The following is a 26,097-nucleotide window of genomic DNA, read 5'->3' on the forward strand; positions in this document are numbered from 1 at the left end:
GCGCGCCACTCAGGCAACGCTCACGACCGGTTGTTTGCCAAGCACGAAGCGATCGACGACCGAGCTCAGGCGGATTGCCTGCTGGTGGAGACTTTCCGCGGCCGCGGCGCTTTGTTCGACCTGCGCCGCATTTTGCTGGGTGACGGCGTCCAGCTGTGTCACCGCGTCGCTGACCTGGCCAATGCCGACGGTCTGCTGTGTCGACGCGCCCGATATTTCACTAATCAAGGCGCTGACGTTTCGTACCTGACTAACGATGCTGTCCATCGTGTTTCCCGCCGCGTTGACGAGACTCATCCCGGTACTGACCTTCTCAACGCTATCGCCTGTGAGCGTCTTGATTTCGCTGGCGGCAGTTGCCGAGCGCTGGGCCAACTGGCGTACTTCGGAGGCAACGACGGCAAAGCCCCGGCCATGTTCTCCTGCGCGAGCCGCCTCGACCGCCGCGTTCAGGGCGAGCAGGTTGGTCTGAAAGGCGATGCTGTCGATCAGCCCGGTTATATCGGCGATGCGCCTCGCGGACTGAGAAATCTCCGTCATCGTGGCCGTGATCCTGGCGACGGCTTCATTGCCATCACCTGCTGCGAGGGCGGCTGCGCCTGCCAGTCCTGTGGCCTGCCCGGCGGTGCCCGCCGTGTTCTTCACGGTCCCTGTCAACTGCTCCATCGACGCCGCGGTTTGCTGAAGACTGGCCGCCTGCTGCTCCGTACGCCGGCTCAGATCCAGATTGCCGGTCGCGATTTCCGAGGCAGCTGTTCCAATGGAGGCGGCAACCCCGCTGACGTCGGCCATCGCTGCCGCCATTCTGGCAATCGCTTCCTTGAGTATTACGGCGGAGGGCGCGCTCGCGGCTAGCGGGGTGACGTCAAGACAGAGCTGATCGCCCCGATCCACGTGGTGGACGATCGCCGACAGTTCCGATGCTTCTATCGCCGCCTCGCGCAGACGGACTGCAAGAACGATTTCGACACCGGTCTGCACGACGACGTAAGCGGCATGAAGCAGCATTTTCGGGAAATTCGCCTGTGCTGTGCAGTACACCGCAAAATGCAACGCCTGCAAACGATCGAAGGCGATATGGTGTAGCGCAAACAGGCCTGCAGCCACGACGAGGATGCGCCAGTCCCTGTAGACCAGCAACAATCCAAGCAGTACGAAAATCCCGAAGTGAAATTCGACGGTTCCGAAGCCCAACTGGATATGCAGGATTACGGCCGCGACATTGCAGAGGGTGAGGGCAAGCCTCGCCGCCCATCTGCCACGCGCGGCGAAGAACGCCACGCTCCCGACGGTCAGCAGAACCGCGCCGCATGTCAAGGCGAAAGCCAGGTCGCCGAAGTACTGGCCAATCGCGAGCGCCGCGGCGACTGATCCGAGCAAGGTCAGGTACATCACCAGATCACCCGAACGGGCAACGGGCAAAAGCGCGGTTGCCTTGACAGTTTCAGATGCCGACAGTGTTGACATTTTCAACCTCTGTTGAGTTTCTGCTTGCGCGTCATGGATGCGTTCGCGTCCAGTAGCGGACACGGTCGCATCTATGGCAGGTCTCTCATAAGCTTTGTCACAGACGACGGGGCGGTAACGGTCGCGGCGATTGCCTCTTCCGTCTTCTCGCAAAACATGGCTTTCCCGTTACTTGCCGCTTGGCAAATAGCTGGGTTGCCATTGGTAGCAATGGCATGCAATGTTCCCGTAGCCTTCCAACAAGGTTTACGGCCGTATGCAGCATCAGTGAAGGTCGGTTTTACCCTGACTGTCGACATGGATGCCGGGATCATTGACAATCTGGAAAGGTATTTGGGGCGAAACTCAGGCGCGGGTGAATGCTGGTAGTGAAACAGAAATACGCGGATTTATAACAAGATATTATCTGCTCGAATTTCCAGGCATCTACCTGGTACCGGTTGCGCCGAGCGATATCGCTTTCTTCGATGACTGGTACTGAGCGCACAAAGTTACGACGCGTTACGGCATAGGCAGCGTTAGCCTTCGTCGGCGTGCTTTCGGACGGTACACTCGATTGTCGGGATCCCGGAGCGTTCAAACGTTGTCCCGCTATTTTGTTGAAGTGCGGAAGACAGGTTATGAAAAAGCAACTTCGGCTGGCTCGCGTGTCGAGGTGGATCGCGGTATTGAGTGGCGTAGTGTTCGCCAGCACGGTCCATGCGCAAGAACTGTCCGTGTTCGGCGGATGGCTGCGTGCGGATCGGCCTGGGGAATCGGCTTATACCTGGGGTTTCACTTATTTGCAGGCGCTCGATGCATACAACGCGCTCAGCTACTCCTGGCTTAACGAGGGCCACGTTCAGGATAGTCATCGCGATGGTTTCGCCTTGCAATACTGGCGGCGCGCTGCCTTCTTTGACCGGCGGCTCTCGCTCGCTGCAGGCGTAGGCGTCTACAGCTATTTCGACACGGAGTTCTCCGTCGACAACAAGCCCTACGTCGACAGTCACGGCTTGGGGACGATCTTCAGTCTGTCGGCAACCTGGTTTACCAACGAGCGACTGTTCTATCAGTTGCGCGTCAACGAGATTCTCGCGCCACGCAGCTATAACACGTTCAACGTCATGTTCGGCATTGGCTACGAGCTCGACGCGCCGAAGACGGGCGGCTCGCTCGCCGGCGGTACCAGCGACAGCGTGTCGAGCGGCGACCAGATTACCGCAATGGCCGGCGCGACAGAAGTCAACAGCCTCAGGTCACCGGGTGCCTTCGCATATGGCTTCGAATACCGGCATGGTTTTGGACGATATTTCGACGGAACGATCAGCTGGATCAATGAAGGACATACACCGCTCGATACCCGCTCGGGTGCAGCAGCACAGGTTTGGTTGCGCCGCAGTTTCTTCGGCGACAAGCTGAGTTTGGGCGTGGGCGTAGGGCCCTACTATGCAACCGATACGCATCGTGTCAAGGATGGCACGGATACGGGTGGCAACGTCTCGCTCCTGCTGACGATGTCGGCTGCGTATAACCTCACCCGACATTGGTACGTGCGCGCGTCGTGGAATCGTGTGATGACGAGCTACGATAAGGATAGTGACATCTATCTTGGTGGCATCGGCTATCGCTTCTAGAGTGCCTGCCTTAATCGGGGCACAGGGGCCTTTGAGCGCAGCGGCCTGACGAGTTGATGCTGTTTATGCGGACGGCATGAGGCGGAACTCAGTCATGGACGGTCGTTCGACACGGGACTTCAAATCGCCGACAATCTCTCCGGCAACAAGAATTCGTATTCCCATCTGATTGGGGAGCAAGCCCGAGGGAGGCAGACATTAATGCAACACTATCGCGGATCTTGCCATTGCGGCGCAGTGAAATTCACCGTCGACGCAGATGTGTGCGAACTCACTACATGCGATTGCTCGCTGTGTTCCATGAAAAACGCACTGATGACAAAGGTGAGGGAGGACCAATTACATGTCATCGAGGGCGAGGAATTCCTGACGCTTTATGAATGGAACACTGGACGCGCGAAGCATTACTTTTGCTCCCGTTGCGGGATTTATACCTTCCACAGAAAGAGAGCATCGCCAGACCATTTCGGTGTGAACGTGCATTGTCTGAGTGGATTCGATCCTTCGTTGGTTCCCACACGCAGGACCTCTGGCGCTTCCATGTCAGTGACGTGTGCGCAACCGCGTGAAGAATGGCCGGGGCCGCGTGAACGCTGACGATCGATGTTGTCGGCACCCCTACCTCTCCTTATCCGTTCGGCCAAATCAAACATTTAGCCTGTAAGGTTGAAGTCAACCTCGATGGGCTGCTTTATAATTGTCAAGTCGTCGGGAAACACTTGGCGACCAGGTTTGACAGCCTGATTGTTCTAACCGCACACCCGCTCAGGCGGGAGTGCGTCTGCTGCTGCACGTCTATTCAATGGGCGGGCCGTGGTGGGGGAGCCGCAAGGCTCGCCGGCTCGTTAGAACACCGGTCTGTCAACCCGACTACGTGCCCGCTCACCCCTTCAAGCGAGTGTCGGGCGATCCAGGAAGTAACAGGGAGATCGCACCATGAGCAAGTCCAACAAAAATCAATCCGCTTCACGTCCGCCTGTCGACGCACTCCAGTACGAAAAGCTTGCCCTGTCGGCCTTCGATTTATGCAACCGGCACTTGGGTCAACTGGATACCTTGATCACACTTGCATCCTCGATATGTAGGAATCCTTCAATCACGCTTGAGGAAAGACGGCATCGTCAGACGCTTCTTGAATTGCTGGTGGACACGGCGCAGCAATATCAGCAGGAACTCGAATGCGATCGCGAGTTGTACAAGGTGATTGCGCTCGATGCGAAAGGCGTTCCGCAAAGCCGCATCACGGCACGCCATGCAGCAAACCTGCTTGCAGAAGAAGTGGCGCAGCGAGCCGGAGAACCGATAGCCGCCTCAAACGTGTCACAACGCCAAAGCTCCTCAGAGAAAAGTGCTGCAACGTCAAGAGCCGACGCGGGGCAGCAACCAGTTGTCGCGTCACACTAGGCGATCAAGACGGACCGACCGGTAGGAGGGCGGTGCAACCGGACCCGTGCGGAGACTGCCCGCCCTGAGACGATTGTCGTCCGTCTCAGGGCAGGCATATGACCTAGATCGTCGGCAATGCGTGTCTCAGGCAGAGCGGCCCCGCCGTGCAATATCGCCCGCTTTGCCGGCTGCGTACCTTGCTGGCTCGATATAACGTTTGGCACAACGTCACCGGCCTGCCCGCACGGCTACATAAATATGTCATACCAATCTGCCAGCAGGGCGCTCAAAGTAGGAGAAAACTTCTCACTGCCGGTTGTCGGTCTGAGTTGAGCCGATTACTATGCGGGTTAGCTTTTGCATCAGCTTTTCGGGACCGCATGTCGCAGAACGTGAAAAGATAGGGCGGCGCCGGGAAGTCGTCTACCACCCTGACACGCAAAGGAGTCTTGAATGTCGATCGAAAAAGTCTTGTACCGCGCTCATGCGCACGTCACCGGCGGTCGCGACGGACGCGCGACGGTTCCCGAAAGCAATCTCGATCTCAAGCTGACCACGCCGAAGGAGCTCGGCGGCGGAGGCGGCGACGGAACGAACCCCGAGCAACTCTTCGCGGCGGGATATAGCGCATGCTTCATCGGGGCGTTGAAGTTCGTTGGCGCGCGCGACAAGATCGCCTTGCCGAAGGACGTCGCGGTTGATGGCAGCGTCGGTATCGGACAGATTCCCAATGGCTTCGGTATCGAAGTCGAACTGAAAATCTCGCTGCCGGGCCTGGACCGCGCAGAGGCGCAAGCTTTGATCGACAAGGCGCACATCGTCTGTCCTTATTCGAACGCGACACGCAACAACATCGACGTCAAGTTGACGCTAGTCTAGGCCGCGCGTCATCACGCGTTTTTTCGGGTGCAAGCAGCGGATGCCATATCGCGCAAAGCGGCGCATATCTGCGAGGTTCATGACATGGACAATGCCGCCGAAGATGCTGTTCGCACCCGAATCCAGCCGCATCACGCAGTTGCCGAGTTTGCCAGGGTTCTCTGGCATCTGCGCGCGATTCTGGTGATGCTGCTGATACTTTTCCTCATTTTGTCGGTCGCCATGTATTACGTTGGGGGCGCCGTCGATGCAGCCACGCGCACGCAATCATCGCTAGGCCGCACCTTCTATTTTTGCGCGGTCACGGCGCTGACGATTGGCTACGGCGACGTGGTGCCGACCACCACACCGGGTCTGATCATCGCGGTTTTGCTTGGACTGCTCGGCGTGTTGATCACGGGTGTGGTCACCGCGTCCGCTGTTTATGCCATCCAGATAGCCGCACATCGGGGCGGGCGACGCGAAGCGCGGTAGCCGCCAACGACGAATATGTCATACCAGATGGCCGCTATGTCTCCTAATATGTGTAATCAGCGTTCTGAAATGCTTTTTACCGTGCTCCGGCGTGTGAATTCGACGCCGGTACCTCTGGTAGTCGGTATCCACTCAAGAGGGTAGAGATCATCATGACCAGTCAGTCGAATTTGCGGGGTGTGATCGGCGTCATCACGTTGCTTTTTACGGTGCTGACCGCGCTCTATCTGTTGATTGGTGGTGCATGGCTGCTCGCGGTTGGCGGCTCGGCGTACTACGTCGTCACAGGCATCGTGCTGTTGGGCGTGGCCTGGCTGCTTTGGCGGCGCAGTCCCGCCGCACTCGTGCTGTATGCCCTTGTGCTGATCGGCACGGCGATCTGGGCGCTCTTCGAGTCGGGGCCCGACTTCTGGGCACTCGCGCCGCGTTCCGGTGTACTCGTCATCTTCGGCGTGTGGTTGCTGCTGCTCGTGAGCTGGCGGCTTGAGGGCGACCGCAAGCTGGGCGTCGCGTCGCTCGTCGTCGCGCTCGTGGCATGGGCGGGCGTGCTCGTGTACGCGGACTTCAATGATGCGCAGCAGGTCAACGGCACGCTGAATGCTGCCGTGCCCGCAAACGTCGCCAGCACCGGCATCGACGCCTCCGACTGGCCCGCCTATGGGCGCAATCAGGAAGGCACGCGCTACTCGCCATTGCAGCAGATCACGCCTGAGAATGTGAAGAATCTCCAGGTGGCCTGGACCTTCCGCACCGGCGACATGAAGGGACCCAATGATCCTGTCGAGATTACCAACGAAGTCACGCCGATCAAGATCGGCGATCTGCTTTACCTATGCTCGCCGCATCAGATCCTGTTCGCGCTCGACGCGAAGACCGGCACGCTCAAGTGGAAGTTCGATCCTGAACTGAAGGCCGATCCGTCGTTCCAGCACGTGACTTGCCGCGGTGTGTCGTATGTCGATCTATCGACGAGTGCCCCGGCGGCCGCACCCGCTGCGACGCCGGCGAGCGATGCCGCTGCATCTACGGAGGCATCGGGTGCTGCTGCCAGCGCCGCTTCAGGTGCCGTGGTCGCGGATGCTTCGGGCGCGGCCGTCACCGCCGCCTCAGGCGCTGCCGCCACCGCCGCCTCAGGCGTCGCAGTCGCAGACGCCTCCAGCTCCGCATCCACAGCCGCCTGTACGCGCCGCATCTACCTGCCGGTCAACGACGGCCACCTTTACGCACTCGACGCACTGACGGGCCAACGTTGCGCGGGCTTCGGCAACAACGGCGCCCTCGACCTTCAACACGCCCAGCCGGTCACGACGCCGGGCATGTACGAGCCGACCTCGCCGTCAATCATCACCAGCAAGGTGATCATCGTGGCGGGCGCTGTGGAGGACAATTTCTCGAACCGCGAGCCGTCGGGTGTGATCCGCGGCTTCGACGTGCGCACGGGCGAATTGCTCTGGGCGTTCGATCCGGGCGCGAAGGACCCGAATCACATTCCGGGCCCGGGCGAGCATTACACATGGAATTCGCCCAACTCGTGGGCGCCCGCCGCCTACGACGCGAAGCTCGACATGGTCTATCTGCCGATGGGGGTGAAGACGCCGGATATCTGGGGCGGCGATCGCACGCCGGAGCAGGAGCAATTCGCCAGCGGGCTGCTCGCACTCAACGCCTCGACCGGCAAGCTCGCCTGGTTCTACCAGACCGCGCACCACGATCTGTGGGACATGGACCAGCCGTCGCAGCCCACGGTCGCCGACATTACCGACAAGGATGGCAAGACCGTGCCGGTCGTGTACGCGCCGGCCAAAACCGGCAACCTGTTCGTGCTCGACCGCCGCACCGGTGTGCCGGTCGTGCCGGCGCCCGAAACGCCCGTGCCGCAGGGCGCAGCCCCCGGCGACCACGTTGCGCCGACACAGCCGTTCTCACAGCTCACGTATCGTCCGTCGAAGAACCTGACCGACGCCGACATGTGGGGCGCGACGATGTTCGACCAGCTCGTGTGCCGCGTGATGTTCCACCAGTTGCGTTACGAAGGCACGTTCACGCCGCCGTCGCTGCAGGGCACGCTCGTGTTCCCGGGCAACCTCGGCATGTTCGAGTGGGGCGGTATTGCGGTCGACACCGACCGCCAGATTGCCGTTGCGAACCCGATCGCGTTGCCGTTCGTCTCGCGCCTGATTCCGCGTGGCCCGGGCAACCCGCAGGAACCGGAGCCGGGCGCCAAGGGCAGCGGCACGGAGTCCGGCATCCAGCCGCAGTACGGCATACCGTACGGCGTGACGATCAATCCGTTCCTTTCGCCACTGGGCCTGCCGTGCAAGCAGCCGGCTTGGGGCTACATCTCAGCGATCGATCTCAAGACCAATGAGATTGTGTGGAAGAAGCGCATCGGCACCGTGCGCGACAGTTCGCCGATTCCGCTGCCGTTCAAGATGGGCATGCCGATGCTGGGTGGTCCGATCGTCACTGCGGGCGGTGTCGCGTTCATTGGCGCGACGGCGGACAATTACATCCGCGCGTTCAACGTGAATAACGGCGAGCAGGTCTGGGAGGCCCGCTTGCCGGCAGGCGGTCAGGCCACGCCGATGAGCTATTCGATCGACGGCCGTCAGTACGTCGTGATCGCGGCGGGCGGCCATGGCTCGTTCGGCACAAAGCTCGGCGACTATGTGATTGCCTACGCGTTGCCCCAGCAGTAAGGGGCAATTACAAAGCGGATGTGCGAAACGCGGATTGACGGATCGCCGATGAAACGTGGCGATCCGCCACTCGCGCCCCGGAAGCTCGTATCAAACGCGACAACGACGAAGCCTTCCTTGGCGAGCGTTGCGGTGTAGATGTCGCCCGAAGTCTGTTCCTCTCGAAGGTCGCCGAGCGGGCGTAATCTGACTTAGCGGCCGCCGCGTTTGCCGAGGCTAATGTTCATCAGAACAGCAATAACGATGATGAATCCGCGCACAATCTGTTGGAAGAACGGATTCACACCCATCAGCACGAGCCCATTGCCGATCAGCGTGATCACGAGTACGCCGAGCAACGTCCCCGTCATCGAACCACGGCCGCCTGAGAGCGAGGTGCCACCTACCACGACCGCTGCGATCACGTCGAATTCCAGACCGGATGCCGCGCCCGCGTTGCCCGAGCCGAGCCGCGCGGTCAACAGGATCCCCGAGACGCCGGCAAGCACGCCGGCGACCGCGAAGAGGGCCATGCGGATGCGCTTCACGTCGATGCCGCACAAGGCGGCGGCATGGGCGTTGCCGCCGATCGCGAACGTCGAGCGCCCGTAAGCTGTCTTGCGGCTCACGAAGAGGAAGACGAAGAATAGCGCCAGCATGACGAGCGCCGAGCAAGGCACGCCGAATACATTGTCGCCGAGCCGGTCGAGGAAATCGCTTTCTTCAAAAGTCACGGGCAGCGCATTGCTCATGAAGAGCGCGAGTCCGCGCAGCGCGCTCCATAGCCCGAGCGTTGCAATGAACGAAGGCACGTTGAAAAGTGCGCGCAGCAAGCCGGCAACTGAACCGAGCGCTGCACCGAGAATCAGCGCGAGGCCGGTCGCCGCCGCAAGCGGTATCTGAAAGCGGAGTAGATACGCGAAGATCACGGAGATGAACGCGACCATCGGACCGACGCTGACATCGATCTCGCCGGCAATGATGATCATCGTCGCGCCCCACGCGGCAATGCCGATGGCGGAAGCATCGCGTAGGATGTTCATCTGGTTTTCGAACGAGCAAAAGCCGTTCGCCGCCACGCCGAAGATGATGTAGAGCAGCACGATCACACCTAGCAGGCCGATCTCGTTCAAATGCTGGCTCAAGCGAAAGTTCGGGCGGGTTTGCGTCGTGCTTATCGCGGACAGGTTCATCGTCAATCTCCTACTTATGTTTCGAACAGGCAGGCGACCATCAACGCCTGCGTGGTGATGGCGGGGGCGGTAAGCTCCTCGGCGATGCGTCCGTCCCGGATTACGGCGACGCGGTCGCATACGAGCGGCAACTCTTCGAGCTCGCTCGACACGAAAATCACGCTGTTGCCCTCGGCCGCGAGCGCGCGCATGATCGTGTAGATCTGCTGTTTTGCGTCGACGTCTACTCCGCGTGTGGGTTCGTCAAGCAACAGGATCTGTGCTTGCGCGTGAACCCAGCGGCCAATCACCGCCTTTTGCTGATTGCCACCGGAAAGGGTGCTGATCGGTATCGCGGGCGTGCCGGCCTTGATACCCATGCTGCGGATCACAGCGGCGGCTGCGTCGTGGACGCGCGCTGCCGATAGCATGCCGTAGCGCGAAACCTTGCATGGAGCTGTCAGCACGATGTTCTCGTCCACTCCCAGTTGCGGAAAGATGCCTTGTTCTTTGCGGCTTTCCGGCGTGAAGCCGAGGCCGCGCGCGAGCAACTGGCGATAGTTCCACCTCGTGTGCCGTTTGCCGCGGAAAACGAGTTCGCCGTTGCTCACCGGGTCGAGCCCCGCGATCGCGCGCACGAGTTCGCTTCGGCCCGAGCCAAGAAGTCCCGCAATACCGAGCACTTCACCGCGCTTGAGCGTCAGCTCGACATCGACGAGCTTCGGCGGTGCGCAAAGACGGGTGACGGATAACGCGATCTCGTCGCGTACATACGAGCGCAGCGTCTCCTGCGCAGCGGTCTGCCCATGGCCCAGCATCAACTCGACAATATCGGCGTCGGTCATCTCGGCAAGGCGGTGCGTGGGCGAGGCGCGGCCATCGCGCATCACCGTCGCTGTCTGGGCGATTTCGCGAATCTCCTTCATGCGGTGACTTACGTAGATCACGGCAATGCCATTGGCGCTCATCTGCCTGACCGCATCGAGCACACGGCGCGACTCCCGGTCCGTCAGCGAGCTCGTCGGTTCGTCGAGAATGACGAGGCGCGGCTGCCCCATCAGCGCTCGTGCAATTTCGACGAGCTGGCGCTCGGCTGCCGTCAGCGTGGCGACCCATTGGCGCGGATCGAGGTTATCGAGGCCGACGCGCGCAAGGGCAGCCGACGCGCCTTTACGCATGGCGTCATAGTCGAGTACACCGGCCTTGCGCGGCCACGCCCCAAGGTAAAGGTTCTCCTCGATGCTCATGTCGGGCACGAGACTCAGTTCCTGGTAGACGACTCTCACGCCAACGCCCGCGGCGTGCCGCGCGAGCGTATCGGGGTTGTCCGGCACGCGACTGCCGCCAAGATGGATTTCGCCCGCATCGGGACGCTCCGCGCCGGTTAGCAGGCGGATCAGCGTCGATTTACCGGCGCCATTCTTGCCGAGCAGGGCGCGGACTTCGCCCGCATGAATCGCGAAGTCGACGTGGTCCAGCGCCAGCACGCCGCCATATCGCTTGACGGCGCCGCGAATCTCGGCAACGGCACTCGCGTCGGTGGATATTGTGTTCACGAAAACATCTCCGGTCTCGATCGAAACGATGGGCGCGGCATCGCGGAATCAGGGCAGGCCATCTGCGTGCGCCAGGCGCCATGTATTCGCGGCGGCGGGGCTCGTGTAGGCGGTGATTGCAGCCGGCACGATCTTCGAAGCGGGCTTCTTGCCCTGCGCCGCGTCCATCGCCTGGGCGAAGGCAAGACGCCCGACTTCGACGCCGGACACGTCAACGATGCCCTTGAGCACCGTGCCCGACGCCAATTCGTTCGCGATGTCCGTCGTCATGTCGCAGCCGAATACGGCGATCGAGCCCGTACGCCCGGACTTCTCGACGGCCTTCGTGGCGCCAAGCGTCGCACCACCGGATTCGCCGACCAGCACGTTGATGCCGGGCTGCGCCGACAACATGGCTTGCGCGGTCGAAATCGCCTTGTCGAGAATGGTCCCTTCCTGGTTTGCGACGATCTGCGCATCGGGGATGCGGCGCTTCAGCGCGTCTTCGAAGCCCTTGCGCCGCTGCACACAGACCTCCAGGAACTCACAGTTCAGCACGCCGATACGCGGATGGACGACACCGGCCTTGAGCAGATAATCGGCCGCGGCGTCGCCGAGCTTCTGACCGAAGGCGTAGGCGTCGCCCACGACGTACGCATAGACATACTGATCGACGCCGCGCTGGTTGATGCAGGTGTTGTAACAGACGACCGGAATGCCGGCGCGCGACGCCGCCCGTATGGCACGCACGGAACCGTCGACCGACGTGGCGGAGACGACGATGGCCGAGACCTTGCTCGCGATCATCGAGTCGATAAACGAGCTTTCCTTGGAGAGATCGCCGCCGGAGTTGCTGTCGAGAACCCGCGCGCTCACGCCACTCTGGGCCGCAGCCTTCTGGATGCCGCTACGCACGCCGGCGTAGTAACCCTGCGAGTCGAGATACAGCACACCGATTGAAACATCCTTTGCCTCGGCATGCGAAATGCCGGCTAGCGCGCCCCATAGCGCGAGGCCGAGGGACAGGCTTGTCCGTCCGATCCGGGCTAAGGTCAACCAGGTTCCTGAATTCACTTTCGTCTCCATTTAATATGTAATACTTATCAATGTGAAAAGAGCGGGATCGTTTCAATACCGCCCGCTTGCGCGCATCGAGGTTTCAATGCGCGGGTATCGCAAATCAGGAAAAAGTGGGCGCCTTTTGCCGGGGCTGCGCGCCACCGGTTTCGCCGAAACGCATGTCGATGTGCTCCCGGAAGAGATCGAGGTGCTCGCCCATGGCTTCGCGGGCTGCCTTTGGATTACGCCGCTCGATGGCGCGCAAAATCTTGACGTGGCCCTCCAGCGAGCGCTCGGGAGCGCCCAGTAGCTCCGTCGTCAGCATGTAGCCGTCGCGCACGACCCGGTGGATCGGGGCGAGCATGTTGCGAAGCAGATCGTTGGATGCAGCCCGGGCAATGGCTTCATGAAACTCGAGGTCGAGCGCGGTATAGCGCGCGTGGTCATCGAGAGACATTTTCATCTGCTCGACGAGCTCCGTCATTTTCGCGAGGCTTGGCTCAGTGCGCCGTTTTGCTGCGAGAGCGGCAAGCTCGGCTTCCGCAAAGTGCTGTACCTCCAGAATCTCGCTCAACATCTTTTGGCTGCGCGGCGAATTGACATGAGCGAACAGCACGAGCGGATCGAGGTACTGCCAGTTTTCCGCGGGCTGAACCGTCATGCCCGAGCCGTGACGCACCTTCACGAGTCCGCAGTTCGCGAGCAGCTTGACCGCATCGCGGATCGTGATGCGGCTCACGCCGAACTGTTTTTCGAGCATAGGCTCGGTCGGCAACGAGGTGCCCGGCGCATGCACGCCGTCGACGATCAACTGCCCGAGCTTCGCAGCAACGCGCTCGCTAAGTGTCGTGCGCTGGATGGAGTTGTCGATTGGTGAAGAGGTTGTGTCCGTGTCCGTACTCATCTACGCGCTCCAGCAAAATTCGATACCGCAAGACGCATTGTCAGCGCCATGTCCGCGCCGGTGGCCAGCGTGACGAGGCCGCGCGGCTTCGGCGATGCGTGGCTGTCGGCCGCGTGCGTCATGGGTTCGAAGCAGAAATAGTCGTGATGATAGTTCGGATCGAACTGCGTGTCGCTCACGAACAAGAAGTAGTAGCCCGCCCCGGGCGCCTCGATCGACAGTTCGAGCCCGCGGCCCGGCCAGGCGATGCGCGCAGCACCGTTCCAGCCGGCGAAACCGTTGTTGACCCAGCGGCGCGGCAAGGGAGCCGCCGTGCGGAAGTCGAGCGCATCGGGAACCGGCGCTTCGTCGCCGGGTAAATACTGCTCGCATTCGGTCCAGTACGACGTGGCCGGTGCTTGCAGCAGCGTATCCGGTTCAAGCACGAAATAGGGGTGCCAGCCTAGGCCGAACGGCAGCGCCGCGCCAAGATTCGTGACCGAAAGCGTCATGGTTAGCACATTGCCGTTCAGCGCGAAGCGTTGCGTGGCGCGATAAGCATATGGCGTCGCCGCGTTTTCGGCATGTTCGTACACGAGCGTCGCCGCGTCTGCAGTGCTTTGTGCGACGGTCCATTCACCCAGCCAACCATCACCATGCAGGTAATGTTCGTCCCAGGGCTGGTTGGGCGCGAGTGTGTACTGCCGGCCCGCGCATTCGAAACGGTTGCCGCGTACTCGGTTGCCGAACGGGACGAGTGGAAAGCATGCCGAATGCAGCGCGCGAATCGTCCCACCGGACGGAGCGGTCCGCAGGATCGGAAGGCGTTCCCCGTCGCGGCGCGCATCGAGGCTTAGCAAGGTGCCGCCATGCGCCGACACCGTAGCATGCAGGTCTTCCGTGCGCAGTTCGATCGGGCTCATGGGCGGTGTCCTTGCGGATTCATGTGGCGCGCCTGCCGTCACGCGTCGAAAGTGATGACGACCTTGCCACACCGGCCGCTGGCCATCAGTGAGTAGGCTTCGCCCGCGCGCTCAAGAGGGAAGCGGTGTGAAATCATCGTATGCGGTTTCAGTTTCCAGTCCTCGAGGTCATGGCAGCACTTTTCCATGTTCGCGAGGCTTGTCACCCAGGAGCCGAAAATGCGACGTTGCCGGTGCATCAGATCGGCGCTGACCTCGAACTGGACATGACCGGTTTCGCCGAGATAGACGACGCGGCCCCAGTCGCCCGAGCCTTGCAGCGCGAGCAGCCGGCCGGCCGCGTTGCCCGAGCAGTCGAGCGCCACGTCGGCGCCGTTCCGGGTGAGTTCGCGGATCTGCCCGAGTGCGTCCGGTCCCGCCGGGATCAGATGGTCGACGAGACTTAGCCCTCGCATCGCGTCGAGCCGCTCCTGCTGCGTATCCACGCCGATGATGCGCTTGGCTCCCCGTCCCTTCGCGATCATGGCCGCGGCCATCCCGATAGGCCCGAGGCCGACCACCAGCACCGAATCGCTGCCCGATACGTCCGCGCGGGTGATGCCCTCGTAGCCGGTGCCGATGCCGCAGGAGATGAAGGCGCCGTCCTCGTAAGTGAGGCTGTCGGGCAGCGCGATCAGGTCGCGTTCCTCCGCCACCAGAAACTCGGCGTGGCCGCCGTCGCGCTGCCAGCCATAGGCCGCCTTGTGCCGCCCTGTACACGAGATCTGATAGCCGCGGCGGCAGTTCGCGCAGAAGCCGCAGCCGGAGATGTGATAGACGAGCACGCGGTTGCCTGGCCGGAAATGACGGCACCCGTTGCCGGTGGCGACGATCTGCCCGCATGGTTCGTGGCCGTTGACCACGCCCTGGTAGAGCGGTGCGGGATGCGATGCCGTGCCTCGATGCCGGTGATAGATGTAGTGGACATCGCTGCCGCAAATGCCCGACGCGCGCATCCTGATCAGCACCTGGCCAATGCCGGGCGTGGGCACGGGTATCTCGCGCATTTCAACCGTGTCATTTCCCGGCAGATAGGCGGCCAACATCGTCTGCATTTCGCGTCTTCTCCTGTCTCGTTCTCGTGGGGCGGTGCGAGGTTTTCCGCACTCGCCACCGTCGCTTGTTGTCTTTCGCGCGAGCCGCCAATGCATGGTTGCGGCCACGCATCCGAACGGCCTTCGCTCATATGACGGCCAGTTTAATTCATAAAGTCAAAAAGTCATATGATGTTTTATTTGTGGTTTACCCGGGACTGGATTTGTCTGGTTCCAGGGCGGGAAAGGGGTGGACGGACATGTGCATCGAACCGTATTCGCATGGGTCACGGCAATTGCCATCCGATACGTGAAGGGAACCAATACGCGGGACGAGCGGCAACTTTTTTGGATTTTGGAGAGGTTGTGCGACCCGGTTGCGTCGCTGAGAATTCACACATTGCCGGCGCTACACGACTATCGCGCCGGGATGCGTTTCCAACATTTGAGGACACAGGACATGTTGAGCCAGGAAAAGAACAGGCTACTCACTGAGGTCGGTCCGGGTACCCCGATGGGTAGCTATTTGCGCCGCTACTGGCATCCGGTTGCGGGTGTCAGCGAATTCGACCAGAAATCCGTACGGCCGATCCGGCTGTTCGGCGAGGACCTCGTGCTTTTCAAGGATCTGGGCGGCAACTTTGGGCTCGTGCAACGGCGGTGTCCGCATCGCAACGCGGACCTGGCATTTGGCTTCGTCGAGCAATGCGGCTTGCGTTGCGCGTATCACGGCTGGGAATTCGACGCGACCGGCCAATGCACACACCAGCCGTATGAGGAAATCGTCGATGTCGAAGCACGGCTTCGTCAGAAAACGAAAATTACGGCATACGAAGTTCGTGCGAAGGCAGGAATGATCTGGGCGTATATGGGTCCCGCACCGGCCCCGGAATTGCCGGACTGGGAGCCGTTCAACTACACGAATGGTTTCGCACAGGTCGTGATGGCGGAGATTCCGTGCAACTGGTTTCAGTGCCAGGAGAATTCGATCGATCCGATCCATTTCGAATGGACGCACAACAACTGGACCGAGCGGCAACAGGACAAAAACTCCGAGCATGTGCCGACACACTTGGACGCGAAGTACGAAGAGTTCGACTACGGTTTCGTCTACAAGCGTCTTCGCGCACACGAAAACGAGCAGAACCCGATGTGGACCACTGGCCGCGTGACACTGTGGCCGAATGCGTTCTATCTGGGCCATCATTTCGAATGGCGCATTCCTATCGACGATGAAAACACGCTGAGCCTGCTTTGGGTGTTCAACAAGGTGCCGAAGGAACAGGAGCCCTATGTTCAGCATCAGATTCCCGCGTGGTACGGACCCGTACGCGACGAAAACGGCAACTGGATCACGAGTCACGTCGCGAACCAGGATTTCGCTGCATGGGTCGGCCAGGGTGCGATCACGGACCGCACCAAAGAGACGCTCGGCGCGAGCGATCGCGGCATCGTGATGCTGCGCCGGCGGTTTTTCGAAGAGCTCGAGGCGGTGGCCGCGGGCAAGACACCGAAGGGCTTGATCACGGATAGCGCCGCGAATCACAACGTCTATCTGCCCTCGGCGTGCCGCGACGAAATGCTGAACGGCATGACACGCGAGACGCTGTCGGCGCATCCGCTACTCGGCGCGTATCTGCACGACTTCATCGGACAGTACGGACAGCCCGACGAAGTTCGCGACGCGTATGAAGCCGCGATTGGACAGAAGGTCAAGCGTGCGCGCTTTTTCTCCGTGCACGGTGGACATCAGAAAGACGAGCGTCAAGCAGAGTTATCCTGAGTTTGTCGCGAAGGTGGCGGCGCGCGCATAAAACGGTGGTCTCCCGATCAAAATGCCGCCCGCAGATTATCGACAACATCATGGAGCTAGAGGTGGATCTCGACACAGGGGCGGTACGTTGAATGTATCGCGGCTGCGTGTCGCAGCAATCTATCCGGAGTCTGAATATATGGATGAGCAAACAGTCGGCAGCGGCGTGACCGCGCGCCTCGGCGCACGGGTTCGCACAATCCGTCATGAAGCGGAGCGGGTTCTGAGCATCGAACTCGTGCCCGTGGAGGGCGCGGCGTTCCCGTCTTTCACGCCCGGCGCGCATATCGATCTGCATCTTCCGAACGGAATTACGCGTAGCTATTCGCTCATCAATTCGCCAGATGAAAACGGTCGTTATGTGATTGGTGTCCTGGCGGACGAAAAAAGCCGGGGCGGTTCGCGATACGTGCATGAGCATCTCCTGTGCGGTTCGACGCTGTCGATCGGAAAGCCGCGCAATAACTTCGCGCTCGACGAGCAGGCCGCGTCTACCGTATTGATCGCGGGGGGAATTGGCGTCACGCCGATGCTATGCATGTACCGCCGCTTGCGTCAAAAAGGCCGCGACGTGCGGTTCGTATATTGCTCGCGTAGTCGCGCCCAGGCGGCGTTTCTCGAAGAACTGGATGCGCTCGGCGGCGACGTCCGACTGCATTTCGACGACGAGCACGACGGCCGTCCGTTCGATCTCGTCGGCTTCCTCGCGCAACAGAACGAGGGTGTCCACGCATACTGCTGCGGACCGAACGCAATGCTGACCGCCTTCGAAGCAGCCTGTGCCGCCGTTGGTATCGGCAACGTGCATATCGAACGTTTCGCTGCCAATGTTCCCGTCGACGATACCCCGCATACCGGCTATACCGTTGAACTTGCCAGAAGCGGCAGGACGCTCAACGTGCCAGTTGGCAAGGCGCTGCTGGACGTGTTGCTCGAAGCGGACGTCGACGTCGAATACAGCTGTCGTGAAGGACTGTGTGGGGCATGTGAGACACGTGTACTGGGCGGCTGCCCGGACCACCGCGATTCAGTGCTGACGCAATCCGAGAGAGCCGCCGGCAAGACGATGATGATTTGCGTATCCGGCGCGAAGAGCGGAACGCTGGTCCTTGATCTCGCATGAACCTCATCTGAAGCCACGCGCTTCCCCGCAGGATCGCGACGCCAACGAGGCGTTATCAACGTAAGTTCTCCCTGACGCCGCCCGCGCCAACTCCTATCCGCGCGGACATTGCGACTATCGTTACGCCCGCATCTGTTATGTAGCAATGTTTCTGCGCTTGTCTGCATGCCGACTCGGTCAGGCATCGCATCTCTGCTTGCGCAAAAACGTCACGTGCTAGACGCGCAGCAACTCTTTTGGATTTTGGAGCGGTTGTGCACTGAATCAGCCTGGAGAAGAATTCGTTCACCCAGTACCTAACTGGATATCCAGATTTCTTCCGTTCCCCTCACCCTGCGGTCGCCAGACTGCTCACCTGAAAGAAACCAGATGAAGACAACATGTGTAAAGCTTGCCGGGTTAAGCATGGCGTTGAGTTTGAGCGCCAGTGCTAACGCTACAGACCTGAAAGTCGGTCTCATTACCTCCCTCTCCGGGCCCGGCGCTTCGCAAGGCATTCCCTATGCGAAAGGCGTGCAGGCCGGCGTTGTCTTCAAGGCCGAGGTAGCGGGTCACAAGATCCAGGTTATCCAGTTGGACGACGGTTCCGATCCTTCAACCGCTGCGCGAGACGCACGAAAATTGATCGACGAAGATAAAGTCGACGTGTTGATTGGCACGGCGGGCGTGCCTGGCTCGATGGCCATTGCGGCCGTTGCGCGCGACGGCAAGACGCCGCTGGTGTCGGTCACGCCGCTAACACTGGCGGGCGAAGATAGCGCCTGGGCCGTGACGACGGCACAACCGGCCCCCTTGATGATTTCGGGCGTGGTCGACGCCATGAAGCGCGCAGGCGTCAGGACCGTGGGCTACATCGGTTTTTCCGATTCCTGGGGCGATCTGGCCTATGACACCCTGGTGAAGTTAGCCGGACCCGCTGGTATGAAAGTCGTGTCTAACGAGCGCTACGCCCGAAACGACACGTCCGTCGCAGGACAAGTGCTCAGGGTCATGTCAAGCAACCCTGACGCAGTTCTAACGGGTACCGCTGGAACCGCCGGCGCGCTGCCCTATCTGGCGCTGGCAGAGCGCGGCTACCGCGGCGGCATCTACGGCACGCATGGGCTGATCAACCCCGACTTTGTCCGCGTCGGCGGGAACGCTTTGCAAGGCCTGGTGGCAACGACCGGCCCCGCCATCATGGTGGACCAGTTGCCCGACAGTAACTCCAGCAAGAAAACCATCCTGGCGTTTCGCACTGCATATCAACACGCGAACCACGCCGCCTCTACCGACGCTTTCTCAGCGTACGCCTTTGACGCCTGGCTGGTGGTGACCAATGCGGCGGCCCATCTGCCCGCTACCGACGAACCCGGCACGGCCGCTTACCGCGCTGCACTGCGCGATGCGATTTTCTCCACACGGGAATTGGCCGTCACGCAGGGTGTACTTAACTTCAAGCCCGGCAGCCCCTACGGGGCCGACCAGCGTGCCCTTGTCATCGTCAAGCTCGACAAAGGCCAATGGAAGTTGGTGCCCTGAGCGTTGGCTGACCAGCCTCAGTTTTCGAATCAACAAAAGGAACTTCAGCATGACGTGGGACGTAGCGCAGATCCTGTCGATCGACGGAGCGGCCAACGGCGCCGTTTATTTGCTGGCCGGCTTGGGGTTGGTACTGGTTTTTTCAGTCACGCGGGTGGTGTTCGTGCCTTTTGGCGACATCGCCGCCTTTGCCGGGCTCAGTCTGGCGGCATTTGAAGCCGGCAAGGTGCCCGCCACCGTGGGTTTGGTACTGAGCCTGGCCGCACTGGCGGTTCTGGCGGAAGTGAGTGTGCTGATACGCCGGCGCGAGTTCGCGCGTATCCCGATGGTCGTGGCCGCTTGGGGATTGATTCCTGCGGCCGTTTGCCTGTTGGCGTGGCTGGCAGTTGCACAAAGTTGGCCGCCTGCGTTGTCGATCATTGTCTCCATTTTGCTGGTTACACCGATTGCCCCACTGGTAGCGCGAGTCGCTCTGCAGCCGATTGCCGATGCCTCAGTGCTGGTGTTGTTGATGGCCTCTCTGGTGTTGCATTTCCTCCTGTCCGGCTTGGGGCTGTTGTTTTTCGGGCCTGAGGGTTCTCGCACGGATCCCCTGATAAGTGGCTCGGTGACACTCGGTCATGGTTTTCCGATCAGCGGGCAGGTGATCTTGATGATTGGCTGCGCCATCGCGCTCAGCGCCCTGTTTTATCTCGGCTTTGAGCGCACCGTTGCCGGCAAGGCACTGCGCGCGACGGCCGTGAACCGGGTGGGCGCTCGCCTGGTGGGCATTCGCCCCGCGCGCACCGCACTCCTCGCCTATGGCTGCGCCTCACTGCTGGCCGGCTTGATCGGCGTTTTGATCGCGCCGGTCATGACTCTGTACTACGACTCGGGCCTGCTGATTGCCCTCAAAGCCTTTGTGGCGGCCATCATCGGCGGCCTATCGAGCTACCCCGTCACGGCGCTGGGTGCCATCGCGGTAGGTCTGGTAGAGAGTTTTGCGTCTTTCTGGAGTGGCGCATTCAAGGACGTGATCGTCTTCAGCCTGCTCATTCCGGTGCTGATGCTGCGTTCGTACTGGGCCACTCACTCCGAAGAAGACACCGAGGAGATTGACCAATGAAGGGGCTACGTTCACACCGCCTGGTGTTGGGCGTGATGATGGTGGCGCTGGCGCCTTGCGTGTTGGGCGATTTTGCCATCTCGCTGCTCAACGACATCGGCATTGCTTCCATGGTAGTACTGGGGCTGATACTTCTCACCGGCGTGGGCGGGGCCATCTCCTTTGGTCAGGCCGCCTTTGTCGGCATTGCCGCCTACGCCAGCGCCTGGCTGACCACTGCGCATTCGGTCTCACCGTGGCTCGGGTTGCTATTTGCACTGATACTCACAGGAGCCTGTGCGCTGGGCATTGGCGCGCTCACGTTGCGCCTTCGAGGCCACTTCCTGCCGTTGAGCACCATCGCTTGGGGTTTATCCATTCCCATGCTGTTTGGCAACCTCGAAGCGCTGGGAAACCATTCGGGCTTGTCTAACATTCCCGCACTGCAGCTAGGGTACTGGAAGCTGGATACGGCGCGCTCGATCTACTACCTGATCTGGTTCGCCGCGTGCCTGCTGGCACTGTTTTCCTACAACCTGCTGTACTCGCGTAGCGGGCGCGCCATGCGAGCCTTGCGCGGCGGCTCCACGCTGCTGGCCAGCGTGGGAGCTGATGCCTATCAGGTGCGGCTGAGCCTGTTTCTCATTGCGGCGCTCTACGCAGGGCTGGCGGGGTGGCTGTATGCACATGCGAATCGCTTTGTCAGTCCCACGCCATTTGATTTGAGCGCGAGCATTGAGTACTTGCTCATGGCTGTAGGGGGTGGTTTGGGCAAGCTCGCCGGCGCTTTGGTGGGTTCCGCACTGGTGCTCGCCCTCAAGAACGGTTTGCAGGATGTGCTGCCGTTGCTGTCCGCACGCGGCGCCCAGCTGCAGGCAGTGGCCTTTGCGACACTGTTCATTTTGCTGCTGCACTATGCGCGCGGTGGACTGATGGGCTTTGTCGCGCGCAGGTGGCATCGCCGCGCCGGCACCCTTGCAACCCATGCGCCTGTCACCGCGCCCCGGATACCGCTGGCGCGACGCGCCATGCCTGCGCGCGGCGCGGCGCTGCTGGGCGTGCATGCCGCACTCAAACGCTTTGGCGGCCTCGTAGCCGTCAACCAGGTGAGCTTCGACGTCAAGGCGGGCGAGATCGTCGGCCTGATCGGCCCTAATGGAGCGGGTAAATCTACGCTGTTCAATTTGCTCACGGGAACGCTGCGCATGAGCGCAGGCAGCATCAATTTCCTGGGCCACGAGGTCAGTGAGATGACGCAGCGTGAGCTTGCCCGGTTGGGCCTGGCGCGAACCTTCCAGCACGTCAAGCTGCGTCCGCATATGAGTCTGCTCGACAACGTGGCGCTGGGGGCGCATGGGCGCACCCGCTGCGGGGTGCTGCGTGGCGGGCTGGGACTGGACCGGGCCGAAGAGCATCAGATTTTTGCAGAAGCATACGCTCAGCTCGAGCGCATCGGGCTGGCGGAGCGCGCTCACGAGCTAGCGGGGAGTTTGCCGCTGGGCACGCAACGCATTCTTGAGATTGCGCGCGCCTTGGCTGGCGACCCCGTTCTGCTGGTGCTCGATGAGCCCGCTGCCGGGCTGCGCCGCCAGGAGAAGCTCGCGCTGGGCGACTTGCTGCGACGGCTACGCAATGAGGGCATGACGATCCTGATCGTCGAGCATGACATGGATTTCGTGATGAAACTGGTGGACCGGCTGGTGGTGATGAATTTCGGCTCGAAACTGCTTGCGGGCACTCCGGCCCAGGTGCGGGCTGATGAACAGGTGCAGGCTGCCTACCTGGGTGGGTCCATAAGCCGTTCTGAGGACACAGAGGCGAACCTGCAAGCGGGAGGCCGTCCATGAGTTCAATGCTGGAAATAGGCGACCTGCATATCTCCTACGGTCAGGTCGATGCCGTGCGCGGTATCTCTCTGTCACTCGAGCGCGGCCAGATCATTTCTGTCATCGGCCCCAACGGCGCGGGCAAGACCACGCTATTGGCGGCAGCCATGGGGTTGCTGCCTTGCAGTGGCACGCTGCGCTTCGAGGACCAAAGCCTGGCTGCGCTGGATGTGGAGTCGCGTGTGGAGCGCGGCATCTGTCTGGTACCCGAGCGCCGTGAACTGTTTGGTGAACTCTCGGTGCTGGACAACTTGCAGTTAGGCGCCTATTCCAGGCGTTTGTCGCGGAGTGCCTTCAAGGCCCGGCTGGAGTCCGTGTTTGCACGCTTCAAGCGGCTGGCCGAGCGGCGAACACAGCGCGCCGAGACGCTCTCCGGAGGCGAGCGCCAGATGCTGGCGCTGGGACGCGCATTGATGTCCGCGCCGCGCCTGCTCATGCTGGATGAGCCTAGTCTGGGTTTGGCGCCGCTGGTCGTGCGCGAAATCCTGAACATCGTAAGCGACTTGCGCGATGAGGGTATCTCCATCTTGCTGGTCGAGCAAAACGCCTTGGCCGCCCTGGAGATCTCGGACTACGGCTATGTGCTGGAAACGGGCGAGGTTGCGTTGCACGGCAAGTCGGACTCGCTGGTCCGCGATCCGCGTGTTCGGGCAACTTATCTCGGCGGCGCTACAGACGACGATTGAAGGGATATACGGAAACCACGAATGAGGAAAATTCAGCGGGCCGCGCAATCCGGGACGATCAGCAACTACTTTGATGTTACGGGAGGTTGCGGGCCGATTATAGGCGACAAAAAATTCGGGTAACTGTCCATCAGCGTGCGAATCGATGTGGGCAGCCGTCATTTTCGTATCGACAGTGTCTCGCTTTGGGAGGCGGGATGCGCAGCGGTGTGCCGTTTGACCATGACAGGAAGGCAAGGATGTTGCGTTGCGCTGGGAATCACTGAGCGAACACGATCTCGATGATCGGGAAAATCTGCAAAACAATATGTAGACCTTATCAAATTAATCATATAGAGGACCATGGTAAAACGATGAAAACGACGCCGAAACTGATGGTAGCCGCCGTACTCGCCAGCCTGAGCGCAGTTGGCCACGCGCAAAGCTCTGTGAATTTGTACGGCTTGATCGATGAAGGCGCGACCTACGTCAGCAACGAAGCGGGCCACCGCTTTGTCGGCCTGATCGGCGGGGAAAATTTTGGAGACCGCTGGGGCCTGAGGGGAACGGAGGATTTCGGTAACGGGTATCAGGCGATCTTCGATCTCGAGGCCGATTTCAACGTCAACACCGGCGGTACAGTGGAGGCGATTGGACCCGCGCTGTTCGGCCGTGGTGCCTATGTCGGCATTGCAAGTCCGTACGGCACGGTCACGATGGGCCGTCAATATGACTTCGCCTGGGATTACATGACGCTCGGCTATTTCAGCCCGGCCGGGTATGCGCTGGCGACGGGCGGCCACATTGGCGACGTCGATCGTCAGGGCGGAGATCGTCTCAACAATTCGATCAAGTACACCAGCCCCTGGTACAACGGACTGCAAGTCGGCGCCATGTACTCGTTTGGCGGCGTGCCCGGCAGCTTGTCTACGGATAGCGCCTACAGCGCAGGTATTCGCTACGATGGCGGCAATCTGCAGTTGGCGGCAATCTATACGAGCGTCAATAACCCGTCGTTCTTCGATCCGTATGGTCAGCTCGGCGTGTCGACCTTTCTGGGGCAAGCAACAACCTCGAAGGGGCAGGATGCTTACCCGGACGGAAATTTTGGGGTGAATCGTCAATCATCCGCTGAATTCGGTGCTTCGTACAAATTCGGCAAGCTCACGGTAGCCGGCAACATTACGGAAACCACTTTCAAGGGTTACGGCCAGTCTCAAACGGTGTCGATCTATGAAGGAGGCGCGATGTATTTATTCACACCGCAGCTGCAAGGCATTGCGGCCTACGAGTATGAGCGAACCAACAACGTGCATTGGAACCAGCCGACCATCGGCGCCTACTATTTCCTGAGCAAACGCACGAGCTTCTACGCAGCGGCTTCGTATCAGGTGGCTTCGGGTCCTGTCGTTGCACAGCAGGGTCAGGACTTCTATTGGTTCACGCCTTCGTCGAACCACGATCAGAGTTCGGTGCGTATAGCGATGATCCATAAGTTTTAAATAAAACGCGACGTCGCGGTTGCGGACCGGGTCTGCAACCGCGAGGGAGGGCGGTGCGACGTCAACGCTGCTGGCCGGTGTGATCGGTGGGATCCATACAAGCTCCGCGAGCGAGCCGACACCCGCGAATAGCTAGATCACCCGCACAACTGGCGCGGAACGACCGTAAGTCTTTGGTGGCATGCCAGACCAGCGCCGGAAGGCGCGTGTGAAGGCCTTGTCTGACGAGTACCCGACGCTTTGTGCCACCTCAGCCAGGTTCGCATTCCCAAGCGTCAATTTCCCCGCGGCGAGAAACATCCGGTACGCAGTCAGATGCGCAATCGGCGTCTCGCCGACAAGTTCAAGGAACCGGGCGCTGAATCTCGAGCGAGACATGCCTGAAGCGGTCGCAAGATCGTCTACGGTCCATGCTTTACTCGGCTCGCGATGTATGAGTGCCATTGCCTTGACCAGGTGAACATCTTTCATCGCCCGGAGCCATCCAAAATTGGCTTGATGGGCACTCGAGATATAGGCACGCAGTAAGTGCACGAAGAGGACGTCCGCTAAGCGGGCTGCGGCAATCGCCCAACCGAGTTCGCAATTCATGGACTCCTGAATGAATGCTTGCATCGTGGCCGTCAGCCATGGGGGTACCGCCGGGTTGTTTGCGTGAATGTGGATGACGGGCGGCAGTACCGAGAGGAACGGATTGCGTCGCGCTTCCCGGAATCCGATGATCGCGGTGTACATCTCTGTCACGGGTCCATCGCCACCACCCGTAAAGGTTAGCGGCGTATTCATCTGTGGCTGGACACCGTCCTTGCTCATAATCGCGGCCATAGAAACGGGGCGCACGTCAGGCGACGAACACAGAACATGTTCATTGCCACCAGGGATCAGCACGAAGTCGCCCGGTTGCACAAAGACAGGATCCATACCTGCGATCACGACATAGAAGGGATAGCCTGTGCACATCCGAAATGGCACGCCCGATACGGCCGGCTTTGTGAATGACCACGGTGCCGAGAGATGGAACCGTCCAGGCACAACGGTATCGGCGCGAAGATCTGAAAGAACCTTGCTTAATTCGTCCACGATATCGATCTCAGCTGTTCGTTTCACAATAAGGGCGCTTCATGCCAGGCCGGGTGCCGGAGATTGGCTATTCAACGCATTGTTGCCAGGTGGCTGCCCAATCGCTGTCCGGTCACGCAAACAAGGCGATCCTTAAGCGCAATCGTATGAAAACCGATAGGTGGACAGTCCGGGAATTCGCGATTCTGTTCCAAATATAAAACATGCGACTCGCATATGGTCATTATAGTGACGCTGATTCCGGAAGGAACCTTGTTTATTGGATTAAGAGGGAAACC

General features: G+C 60.6%; 21 protein-coding genes. 13 read left to right on the forward strand and 8 right to left on the reverse strand.

What is annotated here, in order from left to right; translation table 11 throughout:
• Positions 1-9: 9 nt before the first annotated feature.
• Complete coding sequence (locus PQQ95_RS09870; RefSeq protein WP_408437199.1) at positions 10-1,392, reverse strand: methyl-accepting chemotaxis protein; 1,383 nt, start codon at positions 1,390-1,392, stop codon at positions 10-12.
• Between the two features lie 695 nt (positions 1,393-2,087).
• Here PQQ95_RS09870 and PQQ95_RS09875 point away from each other — a divergent pair.
• The 6 genes from PQQ95_RS09875 to PQQ95_RS09900 all read left to right on the forward strand — a co-directional run bounded on the left by PQQ95_RS09875 (position 2,088) and on the right by PQQ95_RS09900 (position 8,521).
• A complete protein-coding gene (locus tag PQQ95_RS09875) occupies positions 2,088-3,083 on the forward strand; it encodes a putative outer membrane beta-barrel protein (RefSeq protein ID WP_408437200.1) in 996 nt (331 codons plus the stop codon).
• Between the two features lie 201 nt (positions 3,084-3,284).
• On the forward strand, positions 3,285-3,680 hold the full coding sequence (locus PQQ95_RS09880) for a GFA family protein (RefSeq protein WP_408437201.1): 396 nt from the start codon (positions 3,285-3,287) through the stop codon (positions 3,678-3,680).
• 339 nt (positions 3,681-4,019) lie between these two features.
• Positions 4,020-4,487: a hypothetical protein gene (locus tag PQQ95_RS09885; RefSeq protein WP_408437202.1), complete on the forward strand. Its 468-nt coding sequence runs from the start codon at positions 4,020-4,022 to the stop codon at positions 4,485-4,487.
• A 435-nt stretch (positions 4,488-4,922) separates the two neighbouring features.
• Complete coding sequence (locus PQQ95_RS09890) at positions 4,923-5,348, forward strand: organic hydroperoxide resistance protein (RefSeq protein ID WP_408437203.1); 426 nt, start codon at positions 4,923-4,925, stop codon at positions 5,346-5,348.
• An 84-nt stretch (positions 5,349-5,432) separates the two neighbouring features.
• Positions 5,433-5,822 carry an ion channel gene (locus PQQ95_RS09895; RefSeq protein ID WP_408437204.1) on the forward strand — a complete coding sequence of 130 codons (390 nt, stop codon included), beginning with the start codon at positions 5,433-5,435 and terminating at the stop codon, positions 5,820-5,822.
• Between the two features lie 152 nt (positions 5,823-5,974).
• Positions 5,975-8,521 carry a glucose/quinate/shikimate family membrane-bound PQQ-dependent dehydrogenase gene (locus PQQ95_RS09900; protein ID WP_408437205.1) on the forward strand — a complete coding sequence of 849 codons (2,547 nt, stop codon included), beginning with the start codon at positions 5,975-5,977 and terminating at the stop codon, positions 8,519-8,521.
• Positions 8,522-8,712: 191 nt separating this feature from the next.
• On the opposite strand, the gene PQQ95_RS09905 is transcribed toward PQQ95_RS09900, so the two are convergent.
• From PQQ95_RS09905 to PQQ95_RS09930, 6 genes are all read right to left on the reverse strand, one after another.
• Entirely contained in the window at positions 8,713-9,693 is a 981-nt protein-coding gene (locus tag PQQ95_RS09905) for an ABC transporter permease (protein WP_408437206.1), read from the reverse strand.
• A gap of 14 nt (positions 9,694-9,707) precedes the next feature.
• Complete coding sequence (locus tag PQQ95_RS09910; protein ID WP_408437207.1) at positions 9,708-11,228, reverse strand: sugar ABC transporter ATP-binding protein; 1,521 nt, start codon at positions 11,226-11,228, stop codon at positions 9,708-9,710.
• A gap of 48 nt (positions 11,229-11,276) precedes the next feature.
• Positions 11,277-12,281 carry a substrate-binding domain-containing protein gene (locus tag PQQ95_RS09915; protein WP_408437208.1) on the reverse strand — a complete coding sequence of 335 codons (1,005 nt, stop codon included), beginning with the start codon at positions 12,279-12,281 and terminating at the stop codon, positions 11,277-11,279.
• Between the two features lie 106 nt (positions 12,282-12,387).
• A complete protein-coding gene (locus PQQ95_RS09920) occupies positions 12,388-13,170 on the reverse strand; it encodes a FadR/GntR family transcriptional regulator (protein ID WP_408437209.1) in 783 nt (260 codons plus the stop codon).
• Positions 13,167-14,072 carry an aldose 1-epimerase gene (locus PQQ95_RS09925; RefSeq protein WP_408437210.1) on the reverse strand — a complete coding sequence of 302 codons (906 nt, stop codon included), beginning with the start codon at positions 14,070-14,072 and terminating at the stop codon, positions 13,167-13,169. The genes PQQ95_RS09920 and PQQ95_RS09925 overlap by 4 nt, the downstream gene beginning before the upstream one ends.
• 38 nt (positions 14,073-14,110) lie before the next feature.
• The gene (locus tag PQQ95_RS09930) at positions 14,111-15,166 is read right to left on the reverse strand and encodes a zinc-dependent alcohol dehydrogenase family protein (protein ID WP_408437211.1); all 1,056 of its coding nucleotides are present in this window, start codon (positions 15,164-15,166) and stop codon (positions 14,111-14,113) included.
• A 439-nt stretch (positions 15,167-15,605) separates the two neighbouring features.
• On the opposite strand from PQQ95_RS09930, the gene PQQ95_RS09935 reads away from it, so the two are divergent.
• The 7 genes from PQQ95_RS09935 to PQQ95_RS09965 all read left to right on the forward strand — a co-directional run bounded on the left by PQQ95_RS09935 (position 15,606) and on the right by PQQ95_RS09965 (position 24,739).
• Entirely contained in the window at positions 15,606-16,928 is a 1,323-nt protein-coding gene (locus PQQ95_RS09935; RefSeq protein ID WP_408437212.1) for a Rieske 2Fe-2S domain-containing protein, read from the forward strand.
• Between the two features lie 169 nt (positions 16,929-17,097).
• Positions 17,098-18,081 (forward strand): PDR/VanB family oxidoreductase, encoded by a 984-nt coding sequence (locus PQQ95_RS09940; RefSeq protein WP_408437213.1) that lies wholly within the window; start codon positions 17,098-17,100, stop codon positions 18,079-18,081.
• A gap of 369 nt (positions 18,082-18,450) precedes the next feature.
• Positions 18,451-19,602: an ABC transporter substrate-binding protein gene (locus tag PQQ95_RS09945; protein WP_408437214.1), complete on the forward strand. Its 1,152-nt coding sequence runs from the start codon at positions 18,451-18,453 to the stop codon at positions 19,600-19,602.
• A 49-nt stretch (positions 19,603-19,651) separates the two neighbouring features.
• Entirely contained in the window at positions 19,652-20,707 is a 1,056-nt protein-coding gene (locus tag PQQ95_RS09950; protein ID WP_408437215.1) for a branched-chain amino acid ABC transporter permease, read from the forward strand.
• Positions 20,704-22,533 carry a branched-chain amino acid ABC transporter ATP-binding protein/permease gene (locus PQQ95_RS09955; protein ID WP_408437216.1) on the forward strand — a complete coding sequence of 610 codons (1,830 nt, stop codon included), beginning with the start codon at positions 20,704-20,706 and terminating at the stop codon, positions 22,531-22,533. Before PQQ95_RS09950 ends, PQQ95_RS09955 begins: the two co-directional genes overlap by 4 nt.
• Entirely contained in the window at positions 22,530-23,258 is a 729-nt protein-coding gene (locus tag PQQ95_RS09960) for an ABC transporter ATP-binding protein (RefSeq protein WP_408437217.1), read from the forward strand. Before PQQ95_RS09955 ends, PQQ95_RS09960 begins: the two co-directional genes overlap by 4 nt.
• 281 nt (positions 23,259-23,539) lie before the next feature.
• The gene (locus tag PQQ95_RS09965) at positions 23,540-24,739 is read left to right on the forward strand and encodes a porin (RefSeq protein WP_408437218.1); all 1,200 of its coding nucleotides are present in this window, start codon (positions 23,540-23,542) and stop codon (positions 24,737-24,739) included.
• A gap of 132 nt (positions 24,740-24,871) precedes the next feature.
• Here the strand turns inward: PQQ95_RS09965 and PQQ95_RS09970 are convergent, their stop codons facing one another.
• Positions 24,872-25,819: an AraC family transcriptional regulator gene (locus PQQ95_RS09970; RefSeq protein ID WP_408437219.1), complete on the reverse strand. Its 948-nt coding sequence runs from the start codon at positions 25,817-25,819 to the stop codon at positions 24,872-24,874.
• Positions 25,820-26,097: the final 278 nt, after the last annotated feature.

The organism is Paraburkholderia caffeinilytica, from assembly GCF_046030355.1.
Taxonomy (GTDB): domain Bacteria; phylum Pseudomonadota; class Gammaproteobacteria; order Burkholderiales; family Burkholderiaceae; genus Paraburkholderia; species Paraburkholderia caffeinilytica_B.

Coding starts and splice junctions, on each gene's coding strand:
- PQQ95_RS09870 (WP_408437199.1), bottom strand. CDS start 1,392: ATGTACCTGACCTTGCTCGGATCAGTCGCCGCGGCGCTCGCGATTGGC.
- PQQ95_RS09875 (WP_408437200.1), top strand. CDS start 2,088: ATGAAAAAGCAACTTCGGCTGGCTCGCGTGTCGAGGTGGATCGCGGTA.
- PQQ95_RS09880 (WP_408437201.1), top strand. CDS start 3,285: ATGCAACACTATCGCGGATCTTGCCATTGCGGCGCAGTGAAATTCACC.
- PQQ95_RS09885 (WP_408437202.1), top strand. CDS start 4,020: ATGAGCAAGTCCAACAAAAATCAATCCGCTTCACGTCCGCCTGTCGAC.
- PQQ95_RS09890 (WP_408437203.1), top strand. CDS start 4,923: ATGTCGATCGAAAAAGTCTTGTACCGCGCTCATGCGCACGTCACCGGC.
- PQQ95_RS09895 (WP_408437204.1), top strand. CDS start 5,433: ATGGACAATGCCGCCGAAGATGCTGTTCGCACCCGAATCCAGCCGCAT.
- PQQ95_RS09900 (WP_408437205.1), top strand. CDS start 5,975: ATGACCAGTCAGTCGAATTTGCGGGGTGTGATCGGCGTCATCACGTTG.
- PQQ95_RS09905 (WP_408437206.1), bottom strand. CDS start 9,693: ATGAACCTGTCCGCGATAAGCACGACGCAAACCCGCCCGAACTTTCGC.
- PQQ95_RS09920 (WP_408437209.1), bottom strand. CDS start 13,170: ATGAGTACGGACACGGACACAACCTCTTCACCAATCGACAACTCCATC.
- PQQ95_RS09925 (WP_408437210.1), bottom strand. CDS start 14,072: ATGAGCCCGATCGAACTGCGCACGGAAGACCTGCATGCTACGGTGTCG.
- PQQ95_RS09930 (WP_408437211.1), bottom strand. CDS start 15,166: ATGCAGACGATGTTGGCCGCCTATCTGCCGGGAAATGACACGGTTGAA.
- PQQ95_RS09935 (WP_408437212.1), top strand. CDS start 15,606: ATGTTGAGCCAGGAAAAGAACAGGCTACTCACTGAGGTCGGTCCGGGT.
- PQQ95_RS09940 (WP_408437213.1), top strand. CDS start 17,098: ATGGATGAGCAAACAGTCGGCAGCGGCGTGACCGCGCGCCTCGGCGCA.
- PQQ95_RS09945 (WP_408437214.1), top strand. CDS start 18,451: ATGAAGACAACATGTGTAAAGCTTGCCGGGTTAAGCATGGCGTTGAGT.
- PQQ95_RS09950 (WP_408437215.1), top strand. CDS start 19,652: ATGACGTGGGACGTAGCGCAGATCCTGTCGATCGACGGAGCGGCCAAC.
- PQQ95_RS09955 (WP_408437216.1), top strand. CDS start 20,704: ATGAAGGGGCTACGTTCACACCGCCTGGTGTTGGGCGTGATGATGGTG.
- PQQ95_RS09960 (WP_408437217.1), top strand. CDS start 22,530: ATGAGTTCAATGCTGGAAATAGGCGACCTGCATATCTCCTACGGTCAG.
- PQQ95_RS09965 (WP_408437218.1), top strand. CDS start 23,540: ATGATCGGGAAAATCTGCAAAACAATATGTAGACCTTATCAAATTAAT.